The sequence below is a fragment of the Gymnodinialimonas phycosphaerae genome (genome assembly GCF_019195455.1).
In the GTDB taxonomy this organism is placed as follows: Bacteria; Pseudomonadota; Alphaproteobacteria; order Rhodobacterales; family Rhodobacteraceae; genus Gymnodinialimonas; species Gymnodinialimonas phycosphaerae.
Genome location: NZ_JAIMBW010000001.1, coordinates 3354026 through 3370866 on the forward strand (window position 1 = coordinate 3354026; position 16841 = coordinate 3370866).

At 63.8% G+C, this 16841-nt stretch carries 15 protein-coding genes and 1 tRNA gene; 13 read left to right on the plus strand and 3 right to left on the minus strand.

What is annotated here, in order from left to right:
* The first annotated feature begins 34 nt into the window (after positions 1-34).
* Genes KUL25_RS16595 through KUL25_RS16630 form a run of 8 tightly spaced genes read left to right on the plus strand, consistent with a single transcriptional unit; the run spans position 35 to position 8489 of the window.
* Positions 35-763 (plus strand): CDP-alcohol phosphatidyltransferase family protein, encoded by a 729-nt coding sequence (locus KUL25_RS16595; RefSeq protein ID WP_257893935.1) that lies wholly within the window; start codon positions 35-37, stop codon positions 761-763.
* Positions 760-2370 carry an alkaline phosphatase family protein gene (locus KUL25_RS16600; RefSeq protein ID WP_257893936.1) on the plus strand — a complete coding sequence of 537 codons (1611 nt, stop codon included), beginning with the start codon at positions 760-762 and terminating at the stop codon, positions 2368-2370. The genes KUL25_RS16595 and KUL25_RS16600 overlap by 4 nt, the downstream gene beginning before the upstream one ends.
* Positions 2367-3302 carry a lysylphosphatidylglycerol synthase transmembrane domain-containing protein gene (locus KUL25_RS16605; RefSeq protein ID WP_257893937.1) on the plus strand — a complete coding sequence of 312 codons (936 nt, stop codon included), beginning with the start codon at positions 2367-2369 and terminating at the stop codon, positions 3300-3302. Before KUL25_RS16600 ends, KUL25_RS16605 begins: the two co-directional genes overlap by 4 nt.
* A gap of 49 nt (positions 3303-3351) precedes the next feature.
* Positions 3352-4344 (plus strand): ABC transporter substrate-binding protein, encoded by a 993-nt coding sequence (locus tag KUL25_RS16610; protein ID WP_257893938.1) that lies wholly within the window; start codon positions 3352-3354, stop codon positions 4342-4344.
* A gap of 3 nt (positions 4345-4347) precedes the next feature.
* On the plus strand, positions 4348-5139 hold the full coding sequence (locus KUL25_RS16615) for an ABC transporter ATP-binding protein (protein WP_257893939.1): 792 nt from the start codon (positions 4348-4350) through the stop codon (positions 5137-5139).
* Between the two features lie 5 nt (positions 5140-5144).
* The gene (locus KUL25_RS16620; RefSeq protein WP_427854449.1) at positions 5145-6686 is read left to right on the plus strand and encodes an ABC transporter permease; all 1542 of its coding nucleotides are present in this window, start codon (positions 5145-5147) and stop codon (positions 6684-6686) included.
* Entirely contained in the window at positions 6683-7726 is a 1044-nt protein-coding gene (locus tag KUL25_RS16625) for a glycosyltransferase family 4 protein (RefSeq protein WP_257893941.1), read from the plus strand. Before KUL25_RS16620 ends, KUL25_RS16625 begins: the two co-directional genes overlap by 4 nt.
* Positions 7727-7781: 55 nt before the next feature.
* Entirely contained in the window at positions 7782-8489 is a 708-nt protein-coding gene (locus KUL25_RS16630) for an FkbM family methyltransferase (RefSeq protein ID WP_257894885.1), read from the plus strand.
* On the opposite strand, the gene KUL25_RS16635 is transcribed toward KUL25_RS16630, so the two are convergent.
* Positions 8448-8524 (minus strand) — tRNA-Arg (locus tag KUL25_RS16635). The two genes, KUL25_RS16630 and KUL25_RS16635, sit on opposite strands and share 42 nt — an antisense overlap.
* A gap of 143 nt (positions 8525-8667) precedes the next feature.
* On the opposite strand from KUL25_RS16635, the gene KUL25_RS16640 reads away from it, so the two are divergent.
* Entirely contained in the window at positions 8668-9654 is a 987-nt protein-coding gene (locus KUL25_RS16640) for a LacI family DNA-binding transcriptional regulator (RefSeq protein ID WP_257893942.1), read from the plus strand.
* A gap of 116 nt (positions 9655-9770) precedes the next feature.
* Here KUL25_RS16640 and KUL25_RS16645 read toward each other — a convergent pair whose 3' ends face one another.
* A complete protein-coding gene (locus KUL25_RS16645; RefSeq protein ID WP_257893943.1) occupies positions 9771-10661 on the minus strand; it encodes a UTP--glucose-1-phosphate uridylyltransferase in 891 nt (296 codons plus the stop codon).
* Positions 10662-11001: 340 nt separating this feature from the next.
* Between KUL25_RS16645 and KUL25_RS16650 the strand changes: the two genes are divergently transcribed.
* Genes KUL25_RS16650 through ggpS form a run of 3 tightly spaced genes read left to right on the plus strand, consistent with a single transcriptional unit; the run spans position 11002 to position 14417 of the window.
* Complete coding sequence (locus KUL25_RS16650; RefSeq protein WP_257893944.1) at positions 11002-12144, plus strand: NAD(P)H-dependent glycerol-3-phosphate dehydrogenase; 1143 nt, start codon at positions 11002-11004, stop codon at positions 12142-12144.
* Entirely contained in the window at positions 12141-12917 is a 777-nt protein-coding gene (locus KUL25_RS16655) for an HAD-IIB family hydrolase (RefSeq protein ID WP_257893945.1), read from the plus strand. Before KUL25_RS16650 ends, KUL25_RS16655 begins: the two co-directional genes overlap by 4 nt.
* 12 nt (positions 12918-12929) lie before the next feature.
* Positions 12930-14417, plus strand: coding sequence for a glucosylglycerol-phosphate synthase (gene ggpS / locus KUL25_RS16660; protein WP_257893946.1), 1488 nt, complete (start codon positions 12930-12932; stop codon positions 14415-14417).
* 210 nt (positions 14418-14627) lie between these two features.
* On the opposite strand, the gene KUL25_RS16665 is transcribed toward ggpS, so the two are convergent.
* Complete coding sequence (locus tag KUL25_RS16665) at positions 14628-16040, minus strand: L-serine ammonia-lyase (RefSeq protein ID WP_257893947.1); 1413 nt, start codon at positions 16038-16040, stop codon at positions 14628-14630.
* A 208-nt stretch (positions 16041-16248) separates the two neighbouring features.
* Here KUL25_RS16665 and KUL25_RS16670 point away from each other — a divergent pair, with 208 nt between their 5' ends.
* Positions 16249-16818 (plus strand): hypothetical protein, encoded by a 570-nt coding sequence (locus KUL25_RS16670; protein ID WP_257893948.1) that lies wholly within the window; start codon positions 16249-16251, stop codon positions 16816-16818.
* Positions 16819-16841 lie beyond the last annotated feature (23 nt).

A 16841-nucleotide genomic window follows, 5' to 3' on the forward strand; every position in this document is an offset into this window, starting at 1 on the left:
CACGCGAACAAGGTCGGAACGGGCAAAGCAACTCATGGCGATCTCCAACAAGTCCACGGGCACAACAGTGACGCTGCCTGGCGTATCGGTTCAGTTCGTGGGCGTAGGGCTGGTGGGTTTCGGTATCACCGGCGGATTGGCGTGGGCGTTGATCGCGGACCTCCCTGCGGTGATGGCGGGTCTTGCCCTATATGCCGTTGCCATGGCGGTTGCCTTGGCCGGATTGGCCGCAAGTTTCCCCCACCGCGTCATCGGCCTGTGCAACGTCGCGACGATCCTGCGGTTGACGTTGGTGTCCGTCCTTTGCGCCGCGCTGGTTGCGTCCCACCCGCCCGATTGGGCGATGTTTTGGGTGGCGCTCTTGGCATTCGCGCTGGATGGCGTTGACGGTTGGCTGGCGCGGCGCGAGGGGCGGGCCTCCGCCTTTGGGGCTCGCTTCGATATGGAGGTCGACTCGCTCCTGGCCCTGCTTCTCGCGCTTCTGGCGTGGCAAAGCGGGTCAGTCGGGGCCTACGTGATCATCCTTGGCTTGCCACGCTACATTTTCTGGGCCGCGCAAGTTCCCTTTCCTTGGCTGAATGGCGCATTGCCAGAGCGGTTCAGCCGCAAGGTCGTTTGCGTCGTGCAGATCGCCGCCCTGCTTCTGGCATTGCTTCCACCCGTCGCGCCCCTCCTTGCAAGCCTATGCGTGGGCCTTGCCGCCGTTGCGCTGGTCTGGTCGTTCTGGCTGGACGTGCGCGTGCTGCGGGAGGCACGGGTGTGAGGTTCATCGCGGCAGCGCTGATCCTGCACCTTGTGCTGATCCAACCCAACCATCCCGGCGCCATGACATGGGGCGCGCTTTGGCTGTTCCCGCTGGAGTTGCCCGCGATCCTTCTGGCCATGATCGCGCTGGGGGAGACGCGTTTGACGCGCTGGGTTCGCGCGGCCCTGATGCTTGTGCTGACCGTGATCGTCGTCCTCAAGACCGCTGATTTCGTCAGCTTCAACGCGCTGTCCCGGGGCTTCAACCCGGTGGCCGACCTGCCGCTGATCGAGGCATTGATCCGGTTGCTGTCGGGCACGCTTGGACCCATCCTGACCGGCTTGGTGCTGGTTGGCGGCGTCTTGGCGGCGGGCGTCTTGGCGGGGCTGATCTGGTGGGCGACGGGCGTGTGGTCCCGGGTCAAGCTGCGCACCCTGGGCATGGGCGTTGCAGCGGTTGCAGCAGTTCTTGCCACCGGGCTTGTGATCGGAGAGGTCGGCCAGACCATGGGCCGCTGGACTCTGCCCCTGACACCACCGGGCACCGCCTTCACGGCCCGTGTCGGGGTCGAGCGGGTGGACCTGGCGCGCCGCACGTTGGCCGAGCTTCGCACCTTCCGCGAGGACGTGTCCAATGACCCGTTCACCGATGCAGAGGGGCTGTTCACTGCCGTCGACCGCGACGTTCTGATCATCTTCGTCGAAAGCTATGGGCGCACCAGCCATGACACGCCCTACTACGCGGAACTGCACCGCGAGACACTGGCCGCCTACGGCACCCGCCTGCGGGACCTTGGCCTTGGTGTTCAGTCCGGGTTCCTCGGCTCGCCGACCCATGGTGGACAAAGCTGGTTGGCGCATTCGACGGTGTCCAACGGGATGTGGATCGATAACCAGGTGAGCTATCGGGCGGCCTTGGCCAGCGGCCGAGAGACACTGTTTCACCACGCCGCCAACGCGGGTCTGCGCACGGCGGCGGTGATGCCCCAGATCACGCTGGACTGGCCCGAGGCCGCGTTCATGGGGTTCGAAGAGATCGTGGCGTTCGAAGACATCGGCTATGCGGGCCTGCCCTTCAACTGGGTCACGATGCCCGATCAGTTCACGCTGTCCGCGATGGACCGTTTGCTGCGCAACGGCAGTGACCCCAGACATCTGTTCGCGCAGGTGGCGCTGATTTCGTCCCATGCGCCATGGGTGCCGGTGCCCCAGATCCTGCCGTGGGAGGACATCGGCGACGGCACGGTGTTCAATGAGGTCGCGGCTTCCGGCGATACGCCCGAGGTCGTGTGGCGGGACCGCGAGAGGGTGCGTTTCCAGTATCGCCTCGCCGTGGATTACGCCCTGCAAGCGGTGTTCGAATACGCCATCCTCCACGCGGAAGACCCGCCGTTGATGGTGGTCATCGGCGACCATCAGGCAGCGTCATTTATCGGTCTCGACGAACGCCGAGAGGTCCCCGTTCACGTGATCGGGCCGGAACATCTTGTCGCCGCCCTCAGCGAGATTGCGCCCGGTGGCGGTCTTTTGCCGGGGGAAGAGACACCCGTTGTGCCGATGGACGCGGTCCGTGATATCGTGATCCGAGCCTTTGCCGATGCGCCGCACCAAAGGGGGGCCGAGTGACACGACGCGTATTTCCCAACTGGCTGCTCCGAGCGGTGCAAGCCTTGGTGCTGGCGGTGATCGTCTGGCTACTCTGGCGCGCCGTCGACTGGCGCGCGGCGCTTGGCTTGCTGCAATCGGCGGATCCTCGGTGGCTTGTGGCAGCGGCGCTGGCGTTGACGGTGCAAACCGTCCTGTCGGCGCTGCGATGGCGGCTTACGGCGGCACGGTTGGGGATCGTGATCCCGGTGCCTGAGGCGCTGCGGGAATACTACCTGAGCCAGGTGGTGAACCAGTCCTTGCCCGGCGGCGTCGTTGGTGACGCGAGCCGAGCAGTGCGGGCGCGGGCGCAGGCGGGGCTGATAGCCTCGGGCCAGGCCGTGGTGTTCGAACGGTTGGCCGGGCAGATGGGATTACTGGCGGTCCTGGCGTTTGGGTTGGTCCTGGCGTTGTTCGTCCCGACCGGGATGACATGGCCGCTATGGCTGATCGTGCCGGTGGCCCTTGGCGCCGCAACGCTGGTCATCGTCGTGCTTGGTCTGTGGATGCAGGCCCCTGCCCCGACCGGCCTTGGGCAGTCGATCCAAAGCTTTCGTCACGCGGTTCTGGCGAGAGAGGTCTTGCCACAACAAATGAGCCTGAGCTTTTGCACGGCGCTCTGCAATATCGCCGCCTTCGGCTTTTGCGGCATGGCCCTTGGCGTTGCGGTGCCGCCCCTTGCGGCCATCTCTTTGGTTCCGTTGATCCTGATCGCCATGGTCTTGCCGCTTTCGATAAGTGGCTGGGGCCTGCGTGAGGGAGCGGCAACCGTCCTATTCCCCCTTGTCGGTGCCTCGATGAGTGAAGGACTGGCCGTCAGCGTCGCCTTCGGCCTCGTGTTTCTATCCACAGTCGTGCCCGGCCTCCTTCTGACATGGATGCGACCAAACGCACCTGTGTTTGGACGCAGGTGAGCTAAATCGTTAACAACGCAGTCTAGATTTCGACGGAGTACCAATCCAGATGACCCGATCCAGAAGCATTACCCGCCGCCACGCCCTTGCCAGCAGCGCCGCGGCGCTTGGCGCATTCAGCCTCGCGCCCCGAATGGCGCTTGCGCAGTCGCAGGTCGCCCTACAGCTGTCATGGCTGCATTCAACGCAATTCGCGGGCAGCTATATCGCGTTGGATCGCGGCCTGTGGCGCGACGCCGGGCTTGAGGTGTCACTGCTGCCCGGCGGCCCGAACGCGCCGGTGGAGCCTCCGGTCGTGGCAGGCACCGCTCTGGTGGGAATTTCGGCAGCGGACTACACCGCCGCCGCCGTGGCCGAGGGCGCGCCGTTCAAGATCATCGGGGTGGCGATGCAGAACAATCCCTTCGCCATCACCTCGCTGACTGCGAACCCGGTGAATGTGCCCGCTGATCTGGAAGGCAAGCGCATCGGCATGGCTTTGGCCAATACGCCCGTGTTGCGGGCGCTCTGCACTTTGAACGACGTGGATTTCGACGCGATCGAGGTGGTGCCGACCCAGTATTCTCCGCAGCCCCTGGTCGCCGGAGAGGTCGATTGCCTGCTCAGCTGGGAAACCGACCTGCCCGTCGCCCTGACCGTACAGGGGATCGATAACACCACGATGCTGCTGGCCGATCACGGCTATGCCGTCCACTCGCAGACCTATATCGCGACCGACGACAGCCTCGCCAACCGCAGGGCCGAGATCGTGGCGCTGATGGCGGGCGAAGTTGCCGGGTGGAATGCGTACCGCGCCGATACCGAGGCCGCCACGGACCTGACGCTAAGCATGTTCCCTGACGCAGGCCTCGACCGCGATACCCAGCTGTTGCAGGCAGAACGGCAAGTGCCGTTGATGTTCTCGGACCTCACCGACGCCAACGGCTTCGGCTGGTGGACCGATGAGACCGTTGCCGCGAATATCGAGACCTTGGCGCTTCTGGACCGCAACGTGACTGCGGACCTCTGGGACCGCTCGATCCTCGAAGAGGTTCACGGGTAAGCGATGTCGTCCTCCCGATCATCCGAGGTCATCTGCAAAGGGTTGTCGAAGACCTACCCCGGCCGATTGGAGGCGGTGCGTCCGATGGACCTGACGTTTCACGCGGGCCAGACCACCGCGCTGGTCGGGCCGTCGGGTTGCGGCAAGTCGACGGTGTTGCGGATGATCGCGGGGCTGGAGGCGCCAACGGGCGGGTCGATCACCATTGGCGGCGGGCCACCTTCGGAAACGCTGAAAAAGGCCGGGCTGTCCGTGGCGTTCCAGGATCCGTCGCTGCTGCCGTGGCGATCTGTGCGGGGTAATATCGAGCTGGCGTTGTCCTTGGCGCGTCGAAAGGTGGACGCGGCGGAAGTCGATCAATTGATTCACCTCGTCGGCCTCTCGGGGTTCGCGGACACGCGCCCGGCAGAGCTGTCGGGCGGCATGCGCCAACGCGCGGCGATGGCGCGGGCCCTTGCGACACGACCGGGCCTGTTGTTGCTGGATGAGCCCTTTGGCGCTGTGGATGAGTTGACCCGCCAGCAACTCGCCCATGACCTGCCCGGAATATGGGAGGCGCGCGGGACCACGACAGTGCTGGTGACGCATTCGGTGAGTGAGGCGGTGATGCTGTGCGACCGCGTTGTTGTCCTGTCGCCGCGCCCGGCCCGGATCGTGGCGGATATCGCCGTGGACCTGCCGCGCCCCCGACGGTCTGAGATGCGGCGTGGGCCGGCATTCACGCAAATCGTGGAGAACGTCTTCGCCGCCCTTTCGGACGGCATGGCCGAGACGATGCCCAAGGCGGCGCAATGACTTCCATGGCGGCCCCGCGGCGGGTTCCCTGGTTGGGTCCGGTGCTGGCGGTGCTGCTTTGGGAATTGCTAGCACGCGCATGGGCCGATGCATTCGTGCTGGCGGCGCCCTCAGCGATCCTCGGCTACCTTATCGAAAACGCGGCCCTGATGACCCGCGCATTGTCCGAGACGTTGGCGAACGCGCTGGCAGGATTTGTCATCGGCAACCTTGCCGCCGTCCTGTTGGCCACGATCGCGACGGTCCTTCCCCGTTGCGATGCGATGGTGCGGGGCTTGGCCCTCGTCGTCTTTTGCTTGCCGCTGGTGGCCACGGGGCCGATCCTGCGGGTCGTCTTCGGCCCCGGTGATGGCCCTCAGATCGTGCTGGCGGCGCTGGCGGTCTACTATACGACGCTCATCCCTTTGCTGGTGGGCTTGCGCGCGTTGCCTGCGGGCTGGCTGGATCTGGTGCACAGCTATGGCCGCGGTCGCTTGGCGACGTTGGTCCATGTGCGGGCGATGGCGGCGCTGCCGTATTTCGTGGCGGGCCTTCAGATTGCTGCGCCCGCCGCCTTTCTGGGCGCCATGGTCGGAGAGTTCACGGGCGCCGAGCGGGGAATGGGCGTTCTGACGATCCGCGCGATGCGGGGGATGAACGTCGAGATGACATGGGCCTTGGCCACCGTGGCGACTGCGGTCGCCGTGCTGGGGTATGCGGCGATTGGCTGGATCGCACGCAAGGCGCTGCGAGAAGAGCCGCCGGTGATCCTGGCACCGCCAAAGGTCGGACGGCAGGGCAACGCGTTGGTCACACTGGCGGGCGTGATGCTGGCGCTTCTGGCGATGTGGTGGGGCGGTTTGCAGGTCCTTGGCGTCAGCCCGTTTTTCGCCAAGGGACCGGTGGAAATCTTTGACGCGCTTTTTCTGGCGCATGACGCCGCGCTGACACGGGCGACATTGGGGACTGCCTTGGGCGAAACGGCGGTGTTCCTGCTGCCTGGCTACGCCGCTGGGCTTGGGGCGGGCGCGGTCCTTGCGATGCTTCTTGTGGTTGTGCCCAGAATGGCGGGAACCGCCATGCCGCTGGCGATTGCGCTGCGCTCTGTGCCGATCATCACGACCGCGCCGCTGGTCGTTTTGGTCGCGGGGCGCGGGGCGGTGGGAACCATCGTCCTGGTCGCGATCATGGTGTTTTTCCCAACCTTTGTGGCCTGCCTGCACGGGTTGCGCCAAGCGCCGGGGCGGGTGATCGACGTCATGCGCAGCTATGCCGCAAGCCCCTGGGACGTGTTGATCCGCGTCCGCATCCCCGCGATGCTGCCCGCGTTCTTCGCCGCCGCGCGGATGAACGTTCCGGCCTCGGTCCTTGCCGTGACGGTGGTGGAGTGGTTGGCCACGGGCAACGGCATCGGCAGCCTGATGGCCCTGTCGGCCTCGCAATCGGACTACGACATGTTATGGAGTTCGGTGGTTCTGGTGGCCCTTCTCTCGTCGCTTGGCTACGCGGGTGTCGGTTGGCTAGAGCGCCGCGTACTTGGCCGCTATGCGCCGGAGCAATTGGCATGAGGCAAGCGGCGTTTGCGATCCCCGGCGACATCGACACGGTAACGGGCGGCTACATCTACGAGCGGCGGCTGCTGGAAGAGTTGCGCGCCCTTGGCCATGACGTGGCGCACGTGCAACTGGCGGCCTCCTTCCCGGATCCGTCGGACACCGACATGAACGACGCGGTCACTCAGCTGGTGGCACTGGACCCCGCCCGCGCGCTGATCCTCGACGGGTTGGTTTATGGCTCCATCGCGACCGAGGGTCTTGCCCGCGTGCGCGCCCCGATCGTGGCGATGATCCACCATCCGCTGGCGCTGGAAACGGGACTTGCCACGGCGCAGCGCATGCATTTGTTCCGAACCGAAAAGGCCAACCTGGCCTTGGCGCGGCACGTCCTTGTCCCCAGCCCCCATACGGCGCGGATCTTGCGGGATGATTACGGCGTCCCTGGCGCGAAAATCACGATCGCGCAGCCGGGAACCGATGTGAAAGGCGGGACACCCTCGCCCGTTGATCCGCCGCTGATCCTGTCCGTCGGCCTGCAACATCCCCGCAAGGGACATGACGTGCTGTTGAACGCCTTGGCTGAGTTGCGGGACTTGCCGTGGCGCGCGGCGATTGTCGGCGGGGTCCACAATGCAGAGCACGCCGCGCTTTTGGCGCGTATGGTGGAGGATCTTGCCCTGTCGGATCGAATGACGCTGATGGGTCGGGTGCCGCAGGACGTGCTGGATGGCCTCTATGCGACGGCCTCCGTCTTCGCACTGGCCACCCGGTACGAGGGGTATGGCATGGTTTTTGACGAAGCGCTGGCCTGGGGGCTTCCGATCATCTCTTGCGCCACGGGGGCCGTGCCGGACACGGTGCCGAAGGGTGCGGGCATTTTGGTGGCGTCGGACAATGTGGGAGAGCTTTCGGGCGCCTTGGGCCGCGTGCTGACGGACAAGGCCCTGCGCGGTCGCATGGCGCGGATTGCCCTGCGCGCGGGCTCGAAGCTGCCGACCTGGAAGGACACGGCGCGGGTGGCCGGTGGCGTATTGGACAGCCTGAATGCGTAGCGCGCTTGGCCGGTCTTTTGACGTCTACTACCGTGATGTGGCGCGGACCCAGCGGATGGACCGCCTGAACGCGGCCTTCATCGGGCCCGGAGATCTTGCGTTTGATATCGGTGCCCATGTGGGCGATCGCACGGCCAGTTTTCGCCGCCTTGGCGCCCGGGTCGTTACGCTGGAACCGCAACCGCATGTGTTCCGTGCCCTTCGCCTGATCCATGGCCGAGACCCTGGTGTCGTGTTGCATTGCGCAGCAGCGGGCGCGCAGGCGGGTGAGGTCGACATGCATCTCAACACCCTCAACCCAACGGTTTCCACCGCGTCGCGCGCCTTGATCAAGGCCGCGCCCGGCGCGGAGGCGTGGGCAGATCAGACGTGGGACAAGACGATCCGCGTGCCGGTGGTGCCCCTTGATCGCCTTATTGAAACCCATGGCCTTCCCGCTTTCATCAAGATCGATGTGGAGGGCTTTGAAGCGGAGGTACTGGCAGGCCTTTCCACCCCTGTTCGCGCGCTGTCATTCGAGGTCACGACGATCCAGCGAGACGTTGCAAGCGCCTGCCTGACGCGCATTGCGGACCTTGGGCCCTATGAGTTCGCCTTCAGCCTTGGGGAGGGTCACGTCCTGCAAAAGGGGGGCTGGGTCGCGGCCAGGGCGATGGAAGCGATGCTTCACAACCTGCCCACATCCGCCAACTCCGGCGATGTCTACGCGCGTCTGAAGGACTGGCGACCCCGGCAGGATTCGAACCTGCAACCTGCCCCTTAGGAGGGGGCTGCTCTATCCAGTTGAGCCACGGGGCCAGCGCCTCCTGTTTTCGATGATTTAGCGCGGTCCCGCAAGCGCTTGCGCAGGGGCGGGTCGCGGGCGTATCAAGCTGTGGTAGCGCTCACAATCCGAGGACACCACATTGCGCGGACGAAATCCCTTCGATGGTAAACCACAGATGACGCTGCGGGATGTGGCCGATGCCGCCTCGGTCAGTGAAATGACGGTAAGCCGGGTGCTGCGGAACCGGGGTGATGTGTCGGACAAAACGCGCGAGCGCGTGTTCGAGGCCGCGCGAACCTTGGGCTATGTGCCCAACAAGATCGCTGGCGCCTTGGCATCGAACCGGGTCAATTTGGTAGGCGTGGTGATCCCGTCGCTGTCCAACATGGTGTTCCCGGATGTCCTTCACGGCATCGGTGAAGCGCTGGAAGGGACGGAACTACAACCCGTTGTCGGCACCTCGCAATATGACCTTCAGCAAGAGGAAAAGGTTATCTACGAGATGCTGAGCTGGCGTCCCTCGGGCCTGATCGTGGCGGGCCTGGAGCATACGGACGCCGCCCGCGCGATGATGCGCAACGCGTGTGTGCCGGTGGTCGAGGTCATGGACGTCGATGGCGACCCGGTGGCGGCTGCCGTGGGCATCAGCCATGAGGCTGCGGGGCGCGCGATGGCGGCGGAAATCGTCGCCCGGGGGTATAAGAACATCGGATATCTGGGGTCCAGCTCGATCGCGGACGCGCGGGCGCAGAAGCGGTATCGCGGGTTTGAGGCGGGGTTGGCCGAGGCCGGGATCACCTTGGCCGACAGCATTTTCTACGACGGAACCTCGGGGTTCGGGACCGGGCGGAAGATGACCCAAGCCTTGTTGGAGCGCACACCCACATTGGATTTTCTGTACTATAACACAGACATGAACGCCGCTGGAGGTCTTCTGTATTGCATGGAAAAAGGGATGGATATCCCGAATGAGATCGGGCTTGCCGGATTCAATTCCTTTGAGGTTCTGGACGGCTTGCCGATGCGCATTGCCACCATGGACAGCCAGCGTGAGACCATCGGCCGCCGCGCCGCCGAGCTGATGGTGGCCAATGAGCTGACCGATGAAGTGATGCGTCTGGAGCCGGAGTTCTTGCCTGGCGATACCGTGCGCAGCCGCTGAAATCGCAACGGCCTCAGCCGCTTTCCCAAGCGCGTAGCGCCACAGGCCCACATCCCGCGTCGATCCCCGTTTCCGGATTTATTGCCCGACGCTATTGCCCGACGCCACGGTCGATATCATGCCGCTGCGGTCTCGATGGATCTCGCCGCATAGTCTCGCAACACCTCAACACACTCTTGATCCTGGGCTGCAAGGTGCAAGGTGGCGCGCAGCATTCCGGCCTTGGAGCCGCAATCGAAGCGGGTGCCGGAGAAGCGCAGCCCGGACAAACCAACCCGAGAAATACCTGTAGCGATGGCGTCCGTCAGCTGTATCTCACCGCCCGCCCCCGGAGGTTGCGCGCTTAGATCGTCGAAAATCGATGCGTCAAGGATATAGCGCCCCACCACCGCCTCGCAGGAGGGGGCTTTTGCCGGGTCGGGCTTTTCCACAATGCCTTCGGCCTGAACGACGGACCCGACGTGGGTCGAGGTGGCAAGCACGCCATACTTGCCGGTTTCTGCCCGCGGGACCGTCATCGTGGCGACAAGATGACCACTGTTGATGCTGTCATAGGCTTCAACCATCTCTGCAAGGCAAGCTTTGCCAAGGATCAGGTCATCGGGCAAAACCACAGCGACTGGGCCGGGCAAGACGTGGTCTTTTGCACACAGAACGGCATGGCCAAGGCCAAGGGGCTGGTCCTGCATGGTGAACACCACGTCATCGTTGCGGGGGCACAGGGCCGCGTCCTGAAGCTCGGCCGCCAGCTTGCCTTTGCCCCGGGACTTCAGCTCGGCGCGCAGGCGGGCGTCATCCATGACATGCCGTTCGATCGCCCGTTTCGAGGGGTGGCTGACGAACACCATACGCTCAATCCCGGCGGCCTGCGCCTCGTCGATGGCATATTGAATCAGGGGCGTGTCGAGGACGGGCAACAACTCTTTCGGGGTTGCCTTGGTGGCGGGAAGAAAGCGGGTGCCCAAACCTGCCACCGGGAAAATGACCGTGCGAACTGATGCGTTCATGATGGATGTCTCCTGAGTGTGTCGGTGCCGAACATGCCGAACTGACGTGCCCCGAAATCATCATAATGCAACTGCAGCAAACGTCGAAAAGCGACGTAAAAATATTCTAAAAACGACATGTTTGTGCTCAAGATCTGTGCGACTCTTCCTATTCTTGTGCGAGAACGTACTGAAAAACGCAGAAAATAACTTAAAAATGCGGTTTCTGCGGGTGCATTGTTGACGGAAGACCCTTCTGGCCAAAACTTTACTGTATCCAACGGTCGAAAAGGGTCTGTCAGTCGCTGCAAGTGACGGCAGGACTCATCCCAAAAGCGCTTTCAGCGCGGTCAGGTCAGCAATGAAGCGCGAGCATTTTTCAGGTGATCCCATCCCAACCAAGGTGCGCCCGTACCAACGGGCGGCGGTGATTGGTGCGGGGGCTTGGGGTACGGCGCTGGCCGCGACGTTCGCGCGGGCGGGGGTGGACACGCGTCTGTGGGGGCGCGACCGCGCCGTGGTGGATGCGATCAACACTGCGTCGGTCAATACACACTACTTGCCGGACATCCCCTTACCCTGCACGCTTGTCGCAACGGATGATTTGACCGAAGCGTTAAAGGGCGCAGAGGTCGCCTTGATCGTGGTGCCGTCCCGCAGCCTGCGCGGCGTGGCCCGGCAAGTCGCCGCTCAGGCGCCAGCGGGCATGACTGTCGCGGTCTGCGCCAAAGGGATCGAGGCCGAAACCGGCCTTCTCATGGCGCAGGTGGCGCGGGAAGAGTTGGGCGATCGGGCGATCGGCTGCGTCTCGGGCCCTACCTTCGCTGCGGAAACCGCACTTGGGCATCCAACGGCGGCTACCGTGGCATTTCCGTTCGATTACGCCGACCGCCTGAACCCGCAACAAAGCCCTGCCGTGCGGCTTGCACTTTCACTGACGACCGAAAGCTTTCGGGCCTACGTCTCGGACGATCTGGTCGGCGTAGAGATCGGCGGCGCGGTCAAGAACGTCATCGCGATCGCCTGTGGGATGATGACCGGCGCAGGATTTGCCGAGAACACGCGTGCCGCACTGATCACCCGCGGTCTGGACGAAATGAAGGCGCTGGCCGAGACCCTTGGCGGACGCCGGGAAACCGTCACCGGCCTGTCGGGAATTGGCGACCTGTCGCTTACCTGTTCCAGCACGACCTCACGCAACATGGCGCTGGGCCAGCAATTGGGCCAAGGCCTTGCCCGCAAGGCCTGTTTCGAGGGGCGCCCGGTCGTTGTGGAAGGTGAAGTGAACGCGCGCTCCGTCACCGACCTCGCCCGTCGCCTGGGCGTCTCCATGCCGATTTGCGAGACGGTGCGCGCCATCCTGCACGATGGTGCCGATCTGGGTGTCGCCTTTGCCGATCTTTGGGCGCGCCCACTGGAGGCAGAGCCGCGCGGGATGGATGTGGCCTTCGACCACCCCGCCTCTGACCAGGAAATCGCAACGCTTGCAGAAAGGATCTCATGACCCGTCAGGACACATTTACGATCAACCCCATCGCCGGAAAGGAATTCGTCCTTGCCACAGACCTCGATGGGACATTCCTGGGCGGAGATGCGGCCGCACGACAAAGCTTCTACTCCTGGATCGAGGCGCACCGCGCGCGCGTTGGCCTGATTTTCGTGACCGGGCGCGACCCGGACCACATTCGCCACCTGTGCGAAGAACGTGGCGTACCTCGGCCCGACTACGTTGTGGGCGATGTCGGCACGACCATTGCGTCCGTCGCCGGCAACACCGAGATCACGCCGCTGGCCGACCTTGAAACCCCCATCGCGCAGGCCTGGGCCGATACGGGCGACCGCGTCAAGGCGGCCCTGGCGGATATGCCGGGCCTCACGCTTCAGCCCACGGGGTTTCGCTATCGCCTGAGCTACGATCTGAACCCGGACGTGTTTGACCCCATTGCAGTGACCGTGATCGAAGAGATGGGCTTGGACGCCCTGATATCCGACAATCGTTTCTTCGACGTGTTGCCCAAGGGGATCAGCAAGGGGCCGACCTTGCGCCGCCTGCTGGATCATCTGGGCGTCGACGAACGTCGCACACTGGTGGCTGGCGACACGATGAACGATCTGTCGATGCTGACCGTTGGCTTGCCTGCCGTGGCTGTCGGCAACTCGGAACCCGCGTTGGTTCAGCAGATCGCCGATGCCGCCCATGTCTATCATGCCGATGGGCCCGGCGTGACCGGCATCGCAGAAGCCATTTCCCATTTTCGCCTGTTCCCCGCTGCCTGAAGGAGCCTTCCCATGTCATCTGATCTGGTCATCGTTTATCACCGTCAGCCCTATGAGGAGGTGCAGGAGAACGGCAAAACCGTCCTGCGGGAGAACAAAAGCCCGAATGGGATCGTGCCGACGCTCAAAAGCTTTTTCGGGGGCGTCACCCACGGCGCCTGGGTGGCGTGGAAGCTGGCGGAAGACCCCGACAATCCCGATTTTGAGCCGCGCATCGAGATCGAGGACGATCACGGGAAGTATTCGGTCTTTCGCCTGCCCTTGTCCGCCGAACAGGTCCGCGAGTTCTACCACGTGACCTCGAAAGAGGCGTTCTGGCCCATTCTCCACGGCTTCAAGGAGCGCTACAATTACGACCCCGTGGACTGGGCGAACTTCCGGACGGTGAACTGGCAGTTCGCTGAAGCCGCTGCCAAGGAAGCAGCGTTGGGCGGTGTTGTCTGGGTGCATGATTACAACCTGTGGCTGGTGCCGGGGTTCTTGCGGCAGATGCGACCGGACCTGAAGATTTCCTTCTTCCATCACACCCCCTTTCCCGCCGCCGACGTGTTCAACGTGCTGCCATGGCGGCGCGAAATCGTCTCTAGCCTTCTGGCCTGCGACGACATCGGCTTCCACATCCCCCGCTATGCCGCCAACTTCGTTTCAGTCGCGTGCAGCCTGTTCGATGTCGAGGTGGCAAAGCGGGTGCGCGTGCCCGAAAAATGGATCTCGGAAGGAACCGCGCTGACCGAGCGGGTGCAGCCGACCTTGCTGGCCCATGAGGGACGCCAGACAAGCATCAGCGTCGCACCGGTCGGCGTGAATATCGACTATATCGAGGAACGCGCCCGCGCGCCCGAGATCTGCGCAAAAGCCGCTGAAATCCGCGAAGAGCTTGGGGATACCAAGCTGCTGCTGTCCGTTGGGCGCACCGACTACACGAAGGGCGGCATCGAGCAGCTTCTCAGCTTCGAACGCCTGCTTGAAGGCAAGCCAGAGCTGAAAGGCAAGATCCGCCTGATGCATGTGTCGGTTTCGGCCAATCGCAACATGACCGCCTACGAGCAGATCCAGAATGAGATCGAACAGATCGCGGGGCGGATCAACGGGCGTTTCGGCACGCTGGAATGGCAGCCCATTGCCCTGATCTCGCGGGCCATCCAGTTCTCGGAGTTGGTGACCTACTACCGTGCCGCCGACGTGGCATGGATCACGCCACTGGTCGACGGGATGAACCTTGTTTGCAAGGAATTCGTCGCTGCGCGCGTGGATGGGGACGGCGTCTTGGTGCTGTCGGAATTCGCGGGCGCCGCCGTGGCGCTGGAGGATGCAGTGCTTGCCAACCCCTTCTCGAACCGGTCGATGGATCGCGCCATCGAGGACGCCATCGCCATGCCCGAGGACGAACGCCGCCGCCGCATGGCGTCGTTGTGGCACGCCGTCGCGCAGACCGACATCAAGAACTGGAAGCCCATCGGGTTTCTAACCGGCGGCGACAAGACGTTTGCCGCCGAGTGAGCCTTGGGGCGATTGTCGGCGGGCCTTATGCGCCGATTAGCACCGGGGGTCGTGCTGGGTCAGGCAAGGATTGCAACGGCGCCGATATCAGTTGCCCCGGCAGAGCATGCACCAAACCCCGCGGGCAAGCGATCTTGTCGTGATCCCTCAGGGGTGCAGGTGTCGAGGGTCCGGGAAACCTCGGAGATCTGTTTTCTGGCGAAGATACGATCAGCATTGCGGCAGGTTCACCGCCAGGCCGCCCAAACTGGTTTCCTTATACTTCGTGTTCATATCCAGGCCGGTCTGGCGCATCGCTTCGATGCAATTGTCCAAAGGCATGAAGTGGGTGCCATCGCCCCGCAGGGCGAGGGACGCGGCGGAAACGGCCTTGATCGCGCCCAGTCCGTTGCGCTCGATACAAGGCACCTGCACAAGGCCCGCAACAGGGTCACAGGTCATGCCCATGTGATGTTCCAACGCGATCTCGGCGGCGTTCTCGATCTGGGCGTTGGTGCCGCCCAAAGCCGCGCACAGGCCCGCCGCGGCCATGGCAGAGGCGCTGCCCACTTCGCCCTGACACCCAACTTCGGCCCCCGAGATAGAGGCGTTGTGCTTGATCAGCCCGCCAATCGCGGCGGCGGTCATCATGAAGTCCCGCAGGCCGTCCTCCGTCGCGCCAATACAATGGTCACGGTAGTAGCGCAGGACGGCAGGGACGACGCCAGCGGCGCCATTGGTGGGCGAGGTCACGACGCGGCCCCCGGCGGCGTTCTCTTCATTCACGGCCATGGCGTAGACCGATAGCCAATCGTTTGCGACATGGGGCTGCGCCTGGTTGGTGCCTGCCTCGGCTTTCAGTTGGTCATAAATCTTCTTGGCGCGGCGTTTGACTTTCAGGCCACCGGGAAGCTCTCCCTCCATCCGCAGGCCACGGTCGATGCAATCGTCCATCGCGCGCCAGACGGTATCAAGACGGGCCTTGACCTCGGCGCGGGGGGAGAAGGCGGCCTCGTTCTCCCATTTCATCTGGGCGATGGTCTTGCCTGACGTTTGGCCCATCACCAGCATCTCGGCGGCAGAGCCAAAGGGATGGGGGAAGCCTGCTTCCTCCTTCTCGGCATGAAGCGCCTCGGGGCCATCGCCCTGGGCGTCCAACTCCTTCGCGGTGACCACGAAGCCGCCGCCGATGGAGTAATACGTTTCCTCCAGATAAAGGTTCCCGGCGGTGTCATAGGCGCGCAGGATCATGCCGTTCGCATGGCCGGGCAAGGTGGTGTCGTAGTCGAAGACAAGGTCGGTTTCGGGCGCGAATTTCAGCGGCGGAAGGTCCGGGGGCGTGACCCTGCCCAAGGCGCGGATCTGCGCCTCCAGCGCTTCGGCCTGGTCGGGGTCCAGCGTGGACGGCGTGTGGCCGGAGAGGCCGAGAATCACCGCGCGGTCGGTCGCGTGGCCCTTTCCGGTGAAAGCCAGCGAACCGTGAAGTGAACAACCCAGGCCGCCTAGGTTACCGGCTCCCGGTTCTTTCTCGCGCCCCCGGCGCAGGTCATCAAGGAAGCGCGCGGCCGCGCTCATCGGTCCCATGGTGTGGGACGACGACGGGCCAATGCCCACCTTGAAAATATCGAATATACTCAAGAACATACGATTACCCCACCGCCCAATGCACGGCCCGATTATAGGGGTTTCTGACGCCCCTCCAATCCCGGATACGACGCCCCGCGTCGAGCGCCCGACCTGTCGAATTGCGCGAAATCCTATCTTTCGCGTGGGCCGTGTTCACGATTTGATAGGTGTATTGCGCTTTGGTGTCCCGACGAACTTCGTGAACACACGTCTTGAAAGGATCATCATGCGTAAATTCCTTATCGCCGCGGCCCTGTTGTCGGCTAGCGCCCCCGCCTTTGCGACGGATTATCAATCCTCGATGCAGGCCTATCTGGACTCGGGGGCGGCCGCCTGGACGTCTGAGCCGTCTGTTGTTGCGGCTGTGGCCGCTGCCAATGAAACAACTGCCGGCTATTCCGAGGCCGAGATCATCGCCATGGATACCGCTTGGCGCGCAGAGGTCGGGACCGCCGATACCGCGCTTGTCGATAGCGTGCTTGATAACGGAACCGCTGACTTCCTGCGCCAGGTGGTGGCGGATTCTGGCGGAATCATTACCGAAATCATCCTGATGGATGCGCAGGGCCTGAACGTTGCCGTCAGCCACGTGACATCTGACTACTGGCAGGGCGATGAAGCCAAGCACCAGGAGACCTACGGCGTCGGCCCCGATGCCGTCCATTTCGGTGACGTCGAACTGGATGAATCGAGCCAGCGGTATCAGGGCCAGATCTCCTTGACGCTGGTGGACCCGGAAACCGGTGATGCCATTGGCGCCGTGACCATTGGGGTCGACGCGCAAGCCTTGCTGTAGATTGCCTGCCTTTTCTCTTCCGA